A 14302-nucleotide genomic window follows, 5' to 3' on the forward strand; every position below is an offset into this window, starting at 1 on the left:
TGGAAGAAGCGCGGCGCTTCAGGAGAGGCGCCGGCTCTCGGTCCGGCGCACTCCGTCCAGCGCCGTCTCGGCGCTGCGTGCCGATCCCTTCTCCCACAAGGGGAGAAGGGATCGCCGCCTCGCCCCCTTCCTTCCCATCGCCGCTCGCTCAAGGCACATGCCGCACCAATCCGTCCCTGCCCGCAGACGCGCCTTCGCCAGGACCCTGCGCCGCGAGGCGACGGAGGCCGAGGACAGGCTGTGGCAAGAACTACGCGGCCGACGCCTCGACGGCATCAAGTTTCGCCGACAGGTGCCCGTCGGCCGTTTCGTCGCCGATTTCCTCTGCTCCGATGCCATGCTGATCGTCGAAGTCGACGGCAGCCAACATGCAGGGTCCATGCGAGACGACAAGCGCACCGCCGAACTCAACCGGCTCGGCTTCCGCGTCCTCCGTTTCTGGAACGACGCGTCCTCCGTGACATGCGCAGCGTCTGCGCCACCATCCTCGCCTATGTCAGGGATACCGGCTTGCAGCCCTGGCGCTGAAGCAGGCAGCCAAACCTTCTCCTCTTCGAAGGACCGGCCTAAAGGCCCCTTCTCCCCCTGTAGGAGAAGGTGGATCGGCGCGCAGCGCCGAGACGGATGAGGGATGCTGGAGGGAGTAAGGCGGACCAAAGCTGGCGCGCCTCTCCTGAAACGCAGCGCGTCTTCCAACACCCCTTATCCGCCCCTTCGGGGCACCTTCTCCCACAAGGGGAGAAGGGAACGCCCCGGCCTCCGCCAAGGCTCCGGGCGTGGCTTTTCCTGGCCCTCCCAACAAGGGAGAAGGCATCACCGCCTCGCACCCTCGTCATCCCGCCCCCATCGGGCTACCCTGCCCCGTCAGTCAGGAATCGCCGCATGCCCCACGCCTACGACCCGTTCGACGAGATTCGCCGCGAGGCATCGGGCACGAGCCTGATCCCGCCGCAGGTGGTGGCCGACAACGCCGCCAGGGGCCTTGCGCTGAGAAAAAAATTCGGCCGCGGCGGCACCGAGATCGGCGTCGGCCGTGCCGAGGAGCTTGTCGCCCGAACGGAACTTACGCCCCACACCATCAAGCGCATGGTCAGCTACTTCGCCCGCCACGAAGTCGACAAGCGCGGCAGGAATTTTGGCAATGAGCAGAACCCCTCAGCCGGCCACATCGCCTGGCTGCTCTGGGGTGGCGACGAAGGGCGCGCATGGGCGCTGGAGATGAAGGGGCGGATAAACGCCGTCCTCTGACGCCGCTCTGCAGGGATTATGTCTGCATCACGGGCGAACAGGCCTCGGGACCGCACGAAACATCAATCGCACGACCGCCTTCCCTTCCTCCCTAGCCCCCGGCTGGCGCGGCCAGGCCTGAACTCATGGGCGGCGTGTTTGACAAAGCCGGTGTACGTCGCCGGCGATGACTGGCCGACAGCTCCCGACGCGCCGAGGCGGCCGGACGACAATGGCGTGAGCACTACCCCTCCCAGTCCACCTCGACCATGCCGAGCCGGCGATACAGCCTAACTGCGGCGGCGTTGGCGACCAGGCTGGTCTTGAGGTCGACATGGCTCGTGCCGCGCGCGGCGAAAGTGGCAAAGACGTGCCACAGAAGAGCTTCGGCAATGCCCCTGCCGCGACAGTCGGGATGGACGGCAAGGTCCTTGAGGAAACCGGAGGTCCACGACAGGGCAGCCCCGGCCAGCCGGCCGTCCCTGTCGAAAACCAGGAAGCAAAGTTCGGGATCGAATTCGGAATCGCCAGCCAGTCGCGACCACCACTGGTCGAACGGCCCGTTCATGCCGTCGTCGAAGACGAGTTCCAGAAGGTCGTGGAGAACAGGCGCATCCGTGGCCTGAAACGTCCGCATCGCAAAGCCGTCGGGCCAATGCGGCGGCCTGAGCTCGCCCGGCAGGACCCGGCGCAGGCGGACGTCGTTCTCCCCCTGCGGCGCGGGCATCGGCAAGCTCAGCCGCGGTGGCGGACGCGGTCGCGTCCCAGGCCCGTCTCGTCGAGCAGGCCCTTGCGCTTGGCGTGGTAATAATAGCCGCTCTGGTAGAGCTTGTCGGCCTGGTCCTCGTCGCCGTCGGCCACCAGCCAGGCGCCGCGCAGATATTTGATGGCGAATTTGAGGTTGGTCTCGGCGTCGAACAGGCCGTTGGCCGGACCGTCATAACCCATGCCGCGTGCGGTTGCGTGCTTGATCTGCATCAGCCCCCAATGACCCCTGTTGTAGGCCATCGGATTGAAGGTGCTTTCGCGGTTGACCACGCGGCGCACCAGCCGTTCCGGCACCTCGTAGAGCGCCGCATATTTGGTAATCAGCTCGTCGATCTTGCCGCGCGAGGCAAGTGCCGGCGTATCGGGCGCGGCGTAGGACGAGGTGGCGAAGCTTTCGGGCGCGACATTGCCGAGCGAGGCGACCTGGAAGCTGCCGGGCACCGGAGCGCTCGCCGGCAGGGCGTAGTCGGGAATGATCGGCGCCGGCGGGAAGGCGCCGGCCAGCTTGGGTGCATCGGCGGCAGCAATAACATCGCCGCCGGCCATCGGCACGAAAGCGGGATCGACGGGCGTCGTCGGCTTTGCAGGGACTGATGCTTTCGCGGCGGCAGCAGGCGCAGCGGCTGCAGCCGCTGCCGGAGCGGCCTGGGGAACCGGCACAACCTCGGCCGAGGCAACAGCCTGGCCGGCGTCCTGTGCAGGAGCGGCCGGAGAAGCAGCGGCCACGGCGGGCTGGCTTTCGGAGGTCGGGGCGACTGGTGCGGCCGGCACTTCAGCTGCGGCAGCGAGAATGGCTGTGGCCGGCGAGGCCTCGGTTCCGGCGAACGATGTCGGCACCACGGCCACCGTCTCGGGCAGCGCAATATCGGCTTCCGTGGAGGATGGCGCCAGGCTCGCGTCAGTGCTCAGCGCAACGTCGGCGCCGGTCGAAAGATCGGTGCTGAGTGCGGCCGTATTGGTCTGGCAGCCCGAAAGCAGGGCCACGGAGAATGCCGCCGAGATCAGCAGATGGGTCTTGATTGCCGGCAAATCCACGCTCTGGTTATGGTTGTCGTCCCGCCCGTCCCTCCTTACAACAAGGAACGTGCCCCGGGCAATCCACAGGCGAATATGCTTTTCGGGTGGCAGGCGCCCGCGGAACATGCGAAGATGTTCCTGATTTGTACCAATTTGTCGCGACAGCCGTGCATGAGAGGAGCAATCATGGACACCGCCATTTCCCTGCCTCTTCCCGGTCATGCCGTCTTCGAAACGGCCCTCGGCTTCATGGCGCTGGCCTGGAGCGAGACGGGGTTGAAACGTCTCTGCCTGCCGGAGAAAACCCATGCTGCGGCAGAACGCCGCCTTTTGCGGCTCGCAGGCGAGGTCGACGTTTCGGGCGGCCGCGTCGTGCCGGAGTGGGTGGCTTTGCTCATCGCCGACATCCGCCGCTATGCCGCGGGCGAGGACGTCGACTTCACCTCGGTTCCGGTCGATCTCAGCGGCGTCGACGATTTCCGGCTCGACATCTATGCGGCGGCGCGCGCGCTGCGCTACGGCGAGACGACCACTTATGGCGGCCTGGCCGAAAAATCCGGTCACAAGGGGCTGTTCCGCGAGACCGGTGCTGCACTCGGCGCCAATCCGGTGCCGCTGGTGATTCCCTGCCATCGCATCCTCGCCGCAGGCGGCAAGATCGGCGGCTTCTCGGCCACCGGCGGTTCGGTTACCAAGGAGAGGATGCTGGAACTCGAGGGCGTGCGCGTCAGCCCGCCGCCATCGACCCAGGCGTCGTTCGGCTTCTGACGCGCGACGGGCGCCCGGCCCGAAAATCAGGATAGGGCTTCCGCAGGAACAGGATGCGCAGTCTCAAACGCCGGCGCATCCCCCCAATCTCCGTCGCCATGCCTGGTCGCCATGCCTATGCCTGTCGCAATGACCGACGCAGGCAAAGCTCAGTTCGGCGCGAACAGTCGGCGCTTGAAAAAGAAGCGATCGCGCTCGATCTGCTTGCAGTTGTAGACAGGGCAGGAGCTGGCATCGGCGGTCGGCACGAAGGCGCGCCGCGCTTCCTGGCCGGACGGGCAGAAACGATCGTTGCGGACATAGCGGTCGTAGATCGGCACACCCGACCTCGGCGACGTCCAGCGCAGGATCACCGCACCCTGGTTACGCACCGCGGCCTGCGCCTGCGTGCAGCTCATGCTCATCGAATTGTAGCGCGAGATGGCCTGCGCCTCCGCTGCGACCAGCGTCAGGCAGGCGGCGATAAGGACAGCTTTCATGGGGACCTCCTTCAAACGGCACAGCAGCATCGCACTATAGCACCCTTCTGGCTTGACGTTGCACGACGAGCAGGGCCGGCGCGATGCCGTAACGGCAGCAGCATCTGCCAAGTACTTGCAAAATCGGACGAGCTCGCCTATATCGGCATCGTTGATATTTCGGCCGACAGATCCGTGCCCCGCGACACCATCGCGTTTGCAGACGTCTATCTCCAAAATTTCGATACCACAGGTCTGGCATTTTAGCTCGATCAAGACCAACTGCAGACGACAAGGATTATCGCAATGGCAACTGGCACCGTTAAGTGGTTCAACGCAACCAAGGGCTTCGGCTTCATTCAGCCTGACGCAGGCGGCGCGGACATTTTCGTCCACATCTCCGCTGTGCAGCGTTCGGGCCTCACCTCGCTGGCCGACGGCCAGAAGATCAGCTACGAGATCGAGCAGGACCGCCGTACCGGCCGGTCGTCTGCCGGTGCTCTGCAGGCAATCTGATTTAGGGCGCGCAGGAGCGGAAGCTCCGATTGCGCTGCAAGTCACGGATGTACTGGCGGCTGCGCTTTAAGCGCGCCGGGACCGGGACCTGAAAGGACGATACGGCGGATTGCCGCGAGCCCCAGGTTTGAGGATCCAGAATCAGTTGCCGAAACGGAAGGCGGGGTTTCACCCCGCCTTTTTGTTTTTCCGGGCCTTTTCTGTTTTCCGGGACCACGGTCCCTGCCCCACAGGGCCCTCCCCCAAAAGACAGGCCTGCCGACCCCGCTCATCGGCACATGGCCGGTTCGGCCCTTGCCCGCGCGGCAAGGCACCACCGCTCCCATATCGCAGCGACCGCCGCCTATTCATGCGTGCAGGCATCGCGTTCATGCGCGCAGGCATTGCGCGTAATGTCAGCGACAATGATCATATTGCCGCCAGAAACGCCGTTCTGGTCAGCTGCACGCCCATACCGCCTCGCGCAACGATGCCGCCCGCACAGGCGCTGCCTGCGCAACTCTTTCAGAACAGGCGACAGGAGCGCAGCACTGCGACATGGCGGTCGCGACTGCGGACAGGGCAGCTGTCAGCCGAACGCGGGCGGGCCGCTGTCAGCTGAACCAAGGCCTGCTGACGTCAGCCGAACAGCGGAATGACGACGCAGTCGCCGTGGCGGAAGTCGGCAGCCTCGCGCGGCTGCTCTTCGAACAGGCTGCCGACCAGCATTGCCGGTTCGAGCAGATCGCCCTGCAGAAGGTCGATGCCGGCGGCAAGCGCGATTTCGAGCCGGCTTTCGCTGTCGATGCCCTCGACCAGCACCAGCACGCCCTGCGCCTTGAGCTCCGAGACCACCGGCCGCAGCAGCCGGCCGGTGGCGACATCGGCGCAGAAGCGCTCGAACGAGCCACGGTCGAGACGCACGATGTCGGCATCCATCCGCTTGACGACATCGACATCGGGCAGCCCGGCGCCGTAGACGCCCAAAGCGACGTGAAGCCCGAGCGCCTTCAATTCGGCGGCAAGCGCATGGTCGCCGCCGGGAACCTCGCAGATCAGCCGCGACGGCTCGAAGCCCTCGCCGCCGAGCCGCTCGACCATGAAACGCAGGTCCTCGACAGCCCCCGTGCCGGCGGCGGCATCGTGCCGGAACATCAGCGAGACGTCGTCGACGCCGATGTTGTGAACGTTGGCGAGCGGCAGCACCGCGCAGACACGCGCGACGAGGCCGCGATCCTCGGCCGCGACACCTGCCAGGAACTCCGACAGGGCGACCGGCACGTTGCGGAGATACGGCACCGTCTGGCCGGAAACGGCGATGGGCGTGAGCTGGCCGTCCTCATGCCTGAAGATCGGCTGGACGGTGCAGCGCAGGCGATAGTCGCCATGGATGCCGTATTCCAGCCCGACCTCGTCGGCCACGATCTTTCCTGCAACAGCCTGGGGCAGCGCGCCGAATCCGAAAAACCCGTCAGTCATGAAAATGTCCTTTTGCCGAAGCTTCGGCCTGATCTCTGCGTACGGCCGGCCAATGCCGGCTCGCCGGTCGCCGGGACGGCCGCGCGATGGGCTGCTCCCGGCATGGCTGTGTCGAACTGGTCGAAGCGGGCCGGCACGATTTCAGGCAATGCGAGCGCAAAGCCCTGCACCATCGAGGCGCCGGACCGCTCCGCCAGCTCCAGCTGCCAGCTTTCCTCGAGCCCCTCGAAGACCGTGCGAATGCCCTTGTCTTCGAAATTCGCCACCATCTCCTTGAGCAGGGCAAGACCAGCGCCCGATTCCATCAGCCGGCTGATCCAGTGCGCGTCGAACTTGACGATGTCGGGCTTGATGTCGCGGATCCGCTTGATGTCGGACTCGTCGGATCCGAAATCGTCGACCGCGATGCGGAAGCCATTGGCTTTCAGTGCATCGACGAAGTCGAACAGCGCCTGCTCCGAGGCGGCCTTCTTCTCCGTCACTTCGCAGACGATGCGGCGCGGGTCGACGCCGGCCTCGTTGAGCACCTGCCGCATGTCGTGCAGAGCATGCTCCGAGATCGAACGGTCGATGAAGACGGACGGATCGAAATTGATGAAGATCGCGGCATCCTGCGGCAGGAACACCGCCGCATTCCTGAGGTGCAGCGTGCGCGTCAGCGTTTCCACCTGCAGCCGCTCGATACCGCTGATGGCGCCGAAAAAGACGCCCGGCGGCACCGGCTCGTCGTCACGAAAGGGCCGGATCAGCCCCTCATAAGCGCTGGCCAGAAGCCTGCTGCCCTGGAACGAGAATATCGGCTGAAAGGCGCTGCGCAGGGCAAACGCCCCCCATACGCCGGTCACGGAACCGTCGTCGTGCCGGATTGATTGGGCGAGCCCGATGCTCTTCGACACGGTCCGTCCTATTCCGGAATGCTGGCGAAATTGCCGAGCCAAAATCACATTGAAGGTTTGACCGCCGGTTAACGGGATGCCTCAAACTTGAGCCAGCCGGCCGGCACGCCGACGTTATGCACAGAAGGCGAGCCGACTGGACCAGCAAGTGAGAGGCCCCGAAAGCCTCAATCCGCTTGCGATTCCCTGCGTCATGCGACATTACAGCGCCGCGCGCCCCATCGGACGCGCACCAAGAGCCCCGCGGTCGCGGACCGCGTCATTTTCCGAACCGGAGACTTGAAGTCATGGCCTTTCTTGCCGATGCCCTTTCCCGCGTTAAGCCTTCCGCGACCATCGCGGTCACGCAGAAAGCGCGCGAGCTGAAAAATGCCGGCCGTGACATCATCGGCCTCGGCGCCGGCGAGCCCGATTTCGACACGCCCGACAATATCAAGAATGCGGCGATCGAGGCGATCCGCCGCGGCGAAACCAAGTACCCGCCGGTTTCGGGCATCGTGCCGCTGCGCGAGGCCATCGCCAGGAAGTTCAAGCGCGAGAACAATCTCGACTACAAGCCCGAGCAGACCATTGTCGGCACCGGCGGCAAGCAGATCCTGTTCAACGCCTTCATGGCGACACTGAACCCCGGCGACGAGGTCATCATCCCCCGCCCCTACTGGGTCAGCTACCCCGAGATGGTGGCGATCTGCGGCGGCACCTCGGTGTTTGCCGACACCTCGATCGACAACGGCTTCAAGCTGACGGCGGAAGTGCTGGAAAAGGCGATCACGCCGAAGACCAAGTGGCTTTTGATGAACTCGCCGTCGAACCCGTCGGGCGCCGCCTATACGGAGGCCGAGCTGCGCGCCATCGCCGACGTCCTGCTCAAGCATCCGCATGTCTGGACGCTGACCGACGACATGTACGAGCACCTGACCTATGGCGACTTCGTCTTCAAGACCATCGCCGAGGTCGAACCCAAGCTCTATGACCGCACGCTGACCATGAACGGCGTGTCGAAGGCCTATGCCATGACCGGCTGGCGCATCGGCTACGCCGCCGGCCCGATCCAGCTGATCAAGGCGATGGACATGATCCAGGGCCAGCAGACCTCGGGCGCCTGCACCATCGCCCAGTGGGCGTCGGTCGAAGCGCTCAACGGTCCGCAGGACTTCATCCTCAAGAACAAGGCGATCTTCCAGGCCCGCCGCGACCTCGTCGTGTCGATGCTGAACCAGGCGCGCGGCATCACTTGCCCGTCGCCGGAAGGCGCCTTCTACGTCTATCCGTCCTGCGCCGGGCTGATCGGCAAGAAGACGCAAGGCGGCAAGGTCATCGACACTGACGAGACCTTCTGCTCCGAACTGCTCGAAGCCGAGGGCGTGGCCGTGGTCTTCGGATCGGCCTTCGGCCTTGGCCCGAACTTCCGCATCTCCTACGCCACCTCCGAGGCGCTGCTGGAAGAGGCCTGCACCCGCATCCAGCGCTTCACCGCGTCGCTCGCCTGAGCGCCTGCGCTTCAAGTGTTGAGAAACCCGGCTTCGGCCGGGTTTTTTCTTTGCCGGCGTCCGCAAACGGGCAAAAAGTGATCGCTGGAGCCGACGAGAATCTTTGATTCTCATACGCTGTTATAGAATTGCATATTGCTGTTCCGGCCCGAATGCTGCTACTCTGACCAAACTATATCCGTCGGAATGGACGGACGTATTCAGAGGCATCAATTGTATCAACCTAGACAGAATCAGCAGGAGCGAAGGAGCATGTACGTGCTCGCGCGTCTGTTGCTGGTGCTGTTTTCGGTTTTTGCTGCCCAGGCGACTTCGGTTGCTCTCGCCCAGCCGCATCAAGCCATTGGCGACGTACACGTCCGCATGGCCAGCAATGGCGGGCCTACTTCCGACGACCAGTTGCTGGTGCTCTTTGCCGAGGACGACAAGCGCCTCGTGCTTGCCGAATGTGAAGGCGGCGACGACAGTCCGGTGGTCCCGGCGCGGCACAGCATGCCCGCTGCGGTCATTGATGCCGCCACGTCCCCTGCCGGCCCGCTTTTCAGCTTCCTGCGCCACAGGACCAAGGCCCCGCGCGCGCCTCCGGCGCAGGCCTGACGGCGCAACGCGCCCCACCTGCGCCGCCTGACCGGCATCGCGCGACACCCCAGGCGATCTGTCGCCCCAAATTGATCTGTCGCCAGCCGGTCCTCCTCACAGGGACGAATGCGTCCCGAAACAGTCCCAGGAAGTACCAATGTCCAAGACACACCCACTCGGATTCCGTATCGAACGCGATCTCAAGGAAGCCCTGGTCAAGGCCGCCAAGGACGACCACCGCTCGGTGTCGTCGATGGTGGAAATCATCATCGCACGCTGGCTGCGCGACCGCGGCTATCTCGTCGAGAAGGAAGAGAGGGCGGCCTGACCGGCTGCCGCGAGAGCCGTCCGGGCTCTCGCCGGGGACGCCATGCGTCCTCATGAACCCGCGGGGCGCCCGACCAGGTCCGACCGGACAAGAGGCGCCCTGCCAGGCAGGCCGGAAACCGGCTCCAGCGGCTGAAAACACGCCGCTGGACTGCTTATACGACTAAGGTCATAATCCCAAAGCAGCGATGGATAACGGCCGCCTCCCGGCGTTATCACTTCGTCCGTCGTAAGGTTCGGCGGATTCCCGGAGACAGGTCTCCAGGCCCTGACCGCCGGCACTCTGGGAGGAGACATATATGGCAATCTCGGCAACCGCCGACGCCCGACGCGGGCGAGGCATGTCGCGCGAAGAGAAGAAGGTCATCTTCGCTTCGTCGCTCGGTACCGTTTTCGAATGGTACGATTTCTATCTCTACGGTTCACTCGCAGCCTTCATCGGCGCGACCTTCTTTGCCTCCTACCCCGAGGCCACCCGCAACATCTTCGCCCTTCTCGCCTTCGCCGCCGGCTTCCTGGTGCGCCCGTTCGGTGCGCTGGTCTTCGGCCGTCTCGGCGATCTCGTCGGCCGCAAATACACCTTCCTCATCACCATCCTGATCATGGGCGTGTCGACCTTCCTGGTCGGCCTGCTGCCCGGCTCGGCCACCATCGGCATCGCCGCCCCGATCATATTGATCGTGCTGCGCATGCTGCAGGGCCTGGCGCTCGGCGGTGAGTATGGCGGTGCCGCGACCTATGTCGCCGAGCATGCGCCCGACGATCGCCGCGGCTATTACACCTCGTGGATCCAGACGACGGCAACGCTCGGCCTGTTTCTGTCGCTGGTGGTGATCCTGATCGTGCAGAGCTGGCTCGGCAAGGAAGACTTCGCCGCCTGGGGCTGGCGCGTGCCGTTCCTGCTCTCCTTCGTCCTGCTCGGCATCTCGGTCTGGATTCGCCTGTCGCTGAACGAATCGCCGACCTTCCAGCGCATGAAGGAAGAGGGCAAGGGCTCCAAGGCGCCGCTGTCGGAAGCCTTCGGCCAGTGGAAGAACGCCAGGATCGCGCTGCTGGCGCTGCTCGGCCTCACCGCCGGCCAGGCCGTGGTCTGGTACACCGGCCAGTTCTACGCCCTGTTCTTCCTGCAGAACGTGCTCAAGGTCGACGGCCAGTCGGTCAACATCATGATCGCCATCGCCCTGATCCTGGGCACCGGCTTCTTCGTGCTGTTCGGCTGGCTCTCCGACAAGATCGGCCGCAAGCCGATCATCATGGCCGGCCTGGCGCTCGCCATCGTCACCTACTTCCCGCTGTTCAAGGCGCTGACCTGGGCCGCAAACCCGGCACTCGCCACCGCACAGCAGAACGTTCGCGCCACCGTCACCGCAGCACCCGGCGATTGCCGCTTCCAGTTCAACCCGGTGGGCACCGCGAAGTTCACCACGTCCTGCGATATCGCCACCTCGTTCCTGACCCGCAACTCGGTTCCTTATGACGTCGTCACCACGGCAGCACCCGGCACCGCAGCCACGGTCAAGATCGGCAACGAGACCGTCGAATCCTACGACGCCATTGCAGCCGGCGATCAGGCCAAGGCCAAGGACGCGGCCTTCGTCAAGGCAGTCAACATCGCGCTCCATGACGGCGGCTACCCGCTGGTCCGTGGCGCAGCCAAGGTTGCCGACCAGAAGCTCGACGCCTTCGTGGCAGCCAATCCGGAGCTGAAGCTCGATGCTGCAGCCATCCGCGGCGGCGAAAAGGCCACCGTTCCGGTCGCACAGGCAATCAAGGACAAGCTGCTGACGGCTGAAGAGGCAGGCAGCGCCACCGACATCAGCGTCTTCTCGATCGCAGGCGGCGGCGCTTTCTCGATGGTCGCCGACCCGGCAGGCGTGAACAAGCCGATGGTCATCGGCATCCTGTTCATCCTCGTCGTCTACGTGACGATGGTGTATGGCCCGATCGCCGCGATCCTGGTCGAGATGTTCCCGACCCGCATCCGCTACACCGGCATGTCGCTGCCTTATCACATCGGCAACGGCTGGTTCGGCGGCCTGCTGCCGGCAACCGCCTTCGCCATGAGTGCCGCGGCCGGCGACATCTATTACGGCCTCTGGTACCCGATCGCGATTGCCGCCATGACGCTGATCATCGGTGTGATCTTCGTCAAGGACACGCTCGGCACCGACCTCAACGCCAAGGACTGATCTCGGTCCATCCCAAGCGAGAGCCCGGCAGGCGCGAGCCTGCCGGGCTTTTCTTTTGGAACATTCGCGCTCAGTCGGCCTCGAACATCAGCGAGCGGTGCGTGGCCGCACCGGCCATGGCGCCGTCGCCGACCGACAGCGCCACCGAGCCGGCCGCACGCGCAATGTCGCCGCAGGCGAACACGCCTTTCGCGCTCGTCTGCTTCATCGCGTCCGTCCTGATAAAGCTGCCCATCGGCCCCACCTCCAGCTCGCAGCCCAGCTGTTCGACCCAGGGGATCTGCAGCGATGTCTTCGGCATGGTGAACAGCCCGTCGAGCGCTATCACGCGGCCATCTTCCAAAACGACGTCGGCCCGCTCGCCCCTGACCTCGCGGACAGGCGTTGTCTCGACCGCTGTGCCGCGCGCCTCGAGCTGCCGCAACTGCCCCGCGTCGGGAAAAAGGGCGCCGTTGGTGAACAGCGTGGTCTTGCCCCAGTCGGGCAGCATCAGCGCGTGATGCATGGAATGCTCCGACACGGCGAGCACGCCGACCCGGCCCTGGTTCAGTTCGTAGCCGTGGCAATAGGGGCAATGGAACACCGAGCGGCCCCAGCGCTCCCTGAGGCCGGTTATGTCGGGCAGGCTGTCGGAAACGCCGCCCGCGAGAACCAGCCGCCGCGCCGTCTCCGTCGCGCCGTTGCCGAGATCGACGGCAAAACCGCCGGCGATCCGCCTTGCACCCTCCGCCCTGCCCTCGATCCAGCGGACCGTCGGGTACAGCTCGAGCTGCGCACGCGCCTCCGCCGCGATCGCGCCGGGATCGACGCCGTCGCGGCCGAGAAAGCCGTGCGACCTGGCGGCAAAGCGGTTGCGGCGTTCACCGGCATCGACCACCAGCACCTTCTGCCTGGCCCGGGCCAGCTGCAAACCGGCGGAAATCCCCGCATAGCTGCCGCCGACGATGATCACGTCGTGGTTCATGACAAAATCCTTTGCTGCGTTGCGTCTGCCCGACGGCCCCGCAGGCCTTTCGGGATATCACGACACTTATTATGTTACGTGATATCGATCGTCAAGTTTCACGCAACTCCTGTTGTTGCGTAAGCGCGCCTCTGCTAGGCCTGTTCCAACGCCGGGGCGGCTAAGGCCGCGCCCAAAAGACCAGCGCCAGAGAGCAGTTCAATGAGACCCGACACCCGCCTTTCCCGCATGCTGCATGTGCTGATCCACATGCAGCACCACGAGGGCACCGCCACCTCCGACGCCATCGCCACCATGCTCGGCACCAACCCCGTCGTCGTGCGCCGGACCATGGCCGGCCTGCGCGACCAGGGTTATGTCCGCTCCGAGAAAGGCCATGGCGGCGGCTGGGTTCTGGCGCGCCCACTGGAGGAGATAACGCTGCTCGACATCCACAAGGCGCTCGGCGCGCCGCAGCTCTTCGCCATCGGCCTTGCCGGCGACAACCCCAACTGCGTCGTCGAGCAGGCGGTCAACATCTCGCTCGCCGAGGCGATGGACGAGGCCGAGGCGATCCTGCTTGCCCGCTTCGGCAAGGTGACGCTGGCCGAACTCGCCGAGGGTGCTGCAAAAGCCTCCAGCGGCAAGCTCACCATGGAGCATTTCTAGGCTGCTTGGGCGCAGACATCCTTGACGCAACCGCGCAGCCAGCAATGGGCGGCGTCGGCATCCAGGCGCGGATGCCAGAGCAGCGAAACGGTGATCTCGGGCAGATGGAACGGCAGCGCAAAGGTGAACATGCCGGCGCGCAGATTGCCGGTGTGGCGTTCGGGAACGGTGGCGACGAGATCGCTGCCGCGCGCCAGCGCCAGGGCGGCGGAAAAACCTGCCACCACCACGGCGGTCTCCCGTTCGAAGCCCTGCTGTTCCACCGCCTCGTCGACGAAACCACGGTCGGGCGCCTGGCGCGAAATCGCGATGTGCCCGCAGGCGGCATAACGCGCGAGCGTGACCTCGCCTTCGCTGATGGAATGGCCTGATCGCGCGACACCGACGAAACGATCGCGGAACAGCGCCTGCGCGCGCACTTCCGGGCCGGTCGCCTTGCCGACCACGCCTGTTTCCAGGTCGACGCTGCCGTCGCGCAGCGGCTCGCTGCCCCTGTCGGGCTTGGGCATGAAGCGCACCCGCACGCCGGGGGCCTGGCGGGCGATGCGGTCGACAAGGGCGGGGCCGAAATTCTCGACGAAGCCCTCGCGCGTCCTGATCGTGAAGGTCCGGGCAAGCCGCGCCAGATCCAGGTCCTCGGCCGGACGCAGCACCGCCTCGGCTTCCTCGACGAGTTGTGCGACCCGCTGGCGCAGTTCGAGCGCACGCGGCGTCGGCACCAGTCCGCGCCCTGCCCTGACCAGCAGCGGATCGCCTGTCGTTTCGCGCAGCCGCGCCAGCGCGCGGCTCATCGCCGAGGGGCTGAGCTGCAGCCGCCTGGCGGCGCGGGCAACGCTGCCTTCGGCGAGAAGGACATCGAGGGTCACCAGCAGGTTGAGGTCGGGCATGGGCATGACGCCGAGCATAGGCATGGCCATGACATGGCGTCAAACGCACTGATGAAGTGCAAATGCTGCGTGTTCCGCCATGTCAGGTCGGAAGCTATCTTTCCACTGCT

At 65.2% G+C, this 14302-nt stretch carries 16 protein-coding genes; 9 read left to right on the top strand and 7 right to left on the bottom strand.

Annotated features, from left to right (window positions below; all coding sequences use genetic code 11):
• Positions 1 to 157: 157 nt before the first annotated feature.
• On the top strand, positions 158 to 628 hold the full coding sequence (locus tag B015_RS32600) for a DUF559 domain-containing protein (protein ID WP_343122985.1): 471 nt from the start codon (positions 158 to 160) through the stop codon (positions 626 to 628).
• 254 nt (positions 629 to 882) lie between these two features.
• Complete coding sequence (locus B015_RS0116870; RefSeq protein ID WP_018428901.1) at positions 883 to 1248, top strand: hypothetical protein; 366 nt, start codon at positions 883 to 885, stop codon at positions 1246 to 1248.
• A gap of 223 nt (positions 1249 to 1471) precedes the next feature.
• Here the strand turns inward: B015_RS0116870 and B015_RS0116875 are convergent, their stop codons facing one another.
• Together B015_RS0116875 and B015_RS33890 are read right to left on the bottom strand one after the other, a co-directional pair.
• Positions 1472 to 1954, bottom strand: a complete 483-nt coding sequence (locus tag B015_RS0116875; RefSeq protein ID WP_018428902.1) for a GNAT family N-acetyltransferase — start codon at positions 1952 to 1954, stop codon at positions 1472 to 1474.
• Between the two features lie 8 nt (positions 1955 to 1962).
• Positions 1963 to 3024: a lytic transglycosylase domain-containing protein gene (locus B015_RS33890; RefSeq protein ID WP_026227384.1), complete on the bottom strand. Its 1062-nt coding sequence runs from the start codon at positions 3022 to 3024 to the stop codon at positions 1963 to 1965.
• A 174-nt stretch (positions 3025 to 3198) separates the two neighbouring features.
• Between B015_RS33890 and B015_RS0116885 the strand changes: the two genes are divergently transcribed.
• Complete coding sequence (locus tag B015_RS0116885) at positions 3199 to 3780, top strand: methylated-DNA--[protein]-cysteine S-methyltransferase (protein ID WP_018428904.1); 582 nt, start codon at positions 3199 to 3201, stop codon at positions 3778 to 3780.
• Positions 3781 to 3929: 149 nt separating this feature from the next.
• Here B015_RS0116885 and B015_RS0116890 read toward each other — a convergent pair whose 3' ends face one another.
• The gene (locus B015_RS0116890) at positions 3930 to 4259 is read right to left on the bottom strand and encodes a hypothetical protein (RefSeq protein ID WP_018428905.1); all 330 of its coding nucleotides are present in this window, start codon (positions 4257 to 4259) and stop codon (positions 3930 to 3932) included.
• Between the two features lie 285 nt (positions 4260 to 4544).
• On the opposite strand from B015_RS0116890, the gene B015_RS0116895 reads away from it, so the two are divergent.
• Positions 4545 to 4754: a cold-shock protein gene (locus B015_RS0116895; RefSeq protein WP_018428906.1), complete on the top strand. Its 210-nt coding sequence runs from the start codon at positions 4545 to 4547 to the stop codon at positions 4752 to 4754.
• A gap of 618 nt (positions 4755 to 5372) precedes the next feature.
• On the opposite strand, the gene B015_RS31120 is transcribed toward B015_RS0116895, so the two are convergent.
• On the bottom strand, positions 5373 to 6212 hold the full coding sequence (locus B015_RS31120; RefSeq protein ID WP_018428907.1) for an EAL domain-containing protein: 840 nt from the start codon (positions 6210 to 6212) through the stop codon (positions 5373 to 5375).
• Positions 6209 to 7108 carry an EAL domain-containing protein gene (locus tag B015_RS0116905; RefSeq protein ID WP_018428908.1) on the bottom strand — a complete coding sequence of 300 codons (900 nt, stop codon included), beginning with the start codon at positions 7106 to 7108 and terminating at the stop codon, positions 6209 to 6211. The genes B015_RS31120 and B015_RS0116905 overlap by 4 nt, the downstream gene beginning before the upstream one ends.
• A gap of 287 nt (positions 7109 to 7395) precedes the next feature.
• On the opposite strand from B015_RS0116905, the gene B015_RS0116910 reads away from it, so the two are divergent.
• The 4 genes from B015_RS0116910 to B015_RS0116925 all read left to right on the top strand — a co-directional run bounded on the left by B015_RS0116910 (position 7396) and on the right by B015_RS0116925 (position 11693).
• Positions 7396 to 8598, top strand: coding sequence for a pyridoxal phosphate-dependent aminotransferase (locus tag B015_RS0116910; RefSeq protein WP_018428909.1), 1203 nt, complete (start codon positions 7396 to 7398; stop codon positions 8596 to 8598).
• Positions 8599 to 8850: 252 nt separating this feature from the next.
• Complete coding sequence (locus B015_RS0116915) at positions 8851 to 9195, top strand: hypothetical protein (RefSeq protein WP_018428910.1); 345 nt, start codon at positions 8851 to 8853, stop codon at positions 9193 to 9195.
• Positions 9196 to 9334: 139 nt separating this feature from the next.
• A complete protein-coding gene (locus tag B015_RS33600; RefSeq protein ID WP_018428911.1) occupies positions 9335 to 9505 on the top strand; it encodes a hypothetical protein in 171 nt (56 codons plus the stop codon).
• Between the two features lie 298 nt (positions 9506 to 9803).
• The gene (locus tag B015_RS0116925; protein WP_026227385.1) at positions 9804 to 11693 is read left to right on the top strand and encodes an MFS transporter; all 1890 of its coding nucleotides are present in this window, start codon (positions 9804 to 9806) and stop codon (positions 11691 to 11693) included.
• Between the two features lie 70 nt (positions 11694 to 11763).
• Here the strand turns inward: B015_RS0116925 and B015_RS0116930 are convergent, their stop codons facing one another.
• Entirely contained in the window at positions 11764 to 12657 is an 894-nt protein-coding gene (locus B015_RS0116930; RefSeq protein WP_018428913.1) for an NAD(P)/FAD-dependent oxidoreductase, read from the bottom strand.
• 201 nt (positions 12658 to 12858) lie between these two features.
• Between B015_RS0116930 and B015_RS0116935 the strand changes: the two genes are divergently transcribed.
• Positions 12859 to 13305: an Rrf2 family transcriptional regulator gene (locus B015_RS0116935; RefSeq protein ID WP_026227386.1), complete on the top strand. Its 447-nt coding sequence runs from the start codon at positions 12859 to 12861 to the stop codon at positions 13303 to 13305.
• Here the strand turns inward: B015_RS0116935 and B015_RS0116940 are convergent.
• Positions 13302 to 14198, bottom strand: a complete 897-nt coding sequence (locus B015_RS0116940) for a LysR family transcriptional regulator (protein ID WP_026227387.1) — start codon at positions 14196 to 14198, stop codon at positions 13302 to 13304. The genes B015_RS0116935 and B015_RS0116940 overlap by 4 nt on opposite strands.
• Positions 14199 to 14302 lie beyond the last annotated feature (104 nt).

It is taken from the genome of Hoeflea sp. 108, assembly GCF_000372965.1.
GTDB lineage: Bacteria > Pseudomonadota > Alphaproteobacteria > Rhizobiales > Rhizobiaceae > Aminobacter.

Bases quoted from the DNA above. Each gene is read 5' to 3' on its own strand.
- B015_RS0116910 (WP_018428909.1), top strand. From the start codon at position 7,396: ATGGCCTTTCTTGCCGATGCCCTTTCCCGCGTTAAGCCTTCCGCGACC.
- B015_RS0116875 (WP_018428902.1), bottom strand. From the start codon at position 1,954: ATGCCCGCGCCGCAGGGGGAGAACGACGTCCGCCTGCGCCGGGTCCTG.
- B015_RS0116895 (WP_018428906.1), top strand. From the start codon at position 4,545: ATGGCAACTGGCACCGTTAAGTGGTTCAACGCAACCAAGGGCTTCGGC.
- B015_RS0116915 (WP_018428910.1), top strand. From the start codon at position 8,851: ATGTACGTGCTCGCGCGTCTGTTGCTGGTGCTGTTTTCGGTTTTTGCT.
- B015_RS0116925 (WP_026227385.1), top strand. From the start codon at position 9,804: ATGGCAATCTCGGCAACCGCCGACGCCCGACGCGGGCGAGGCATGTCG.
- B015_RS0116885 (WP_018428904.1), top strand. From the start codon at position 3,199: ATGGACACCGCCATTTCCCTGCCTCTTCCCGGTCATGCCGTCTTCGAA.
- B015_RS0116930 (WP_018428913.1), bottom strand. From the start codon at position 12,657: ATGAACCACGACGTGATCATCGTCGGCGGCAGCTATGCGGGGATTTCC.
- B015_RS0116870 (WP_018428901.1), top strand. From the start codon at position 883: ATGCCCCACGCCTACGACCCGTTCGACGAGATTCGCCGCGAGGCATCG.
- B015_RS33600 (WP_018428911.1), top strand. From the start codon at position 9,335: ATGTCCAAGACACACCCACTCGGATTCCGTATCGAACGCGATCTCAAG.
- B015_RS31120 (WP_018428907.1), bottom strand. From the start codon at position 6,212: ATGACTGACGGGTTTTTCGGATTCGGCGCGCTGCCCCAGGCTGTTGCA.
- B015_RS0116940 (WP_026227387.1), bottom strand. From the start codon at position 14,198: ATGCCCATGCCCGACCTCAACCTGCTGGTGACCCTCGATGTCCTTCTC.
- B015_RS0116935 (WP_026227386.1), top strand. From the start codon at position 12,859: ATGAGACCCGACACCCGCCTTTCCCGCATGCTGCATGTGCTGATCCAC.
- B015_RS32600 (WP_343122985.1), top strand. From the start codon at position 158: ATGCCGCACCAATCCGTCCCTGCCCGCAGACGCGCCTTCGCCAGGACC.
- B015_RS0116890 (WP_018428905.1), bottom strand. From the start codon at position 4,259: ATGAAAGCTGTCCTTATCGCCGCCTGCCTGACGCTGGTCGCAGCGGAG.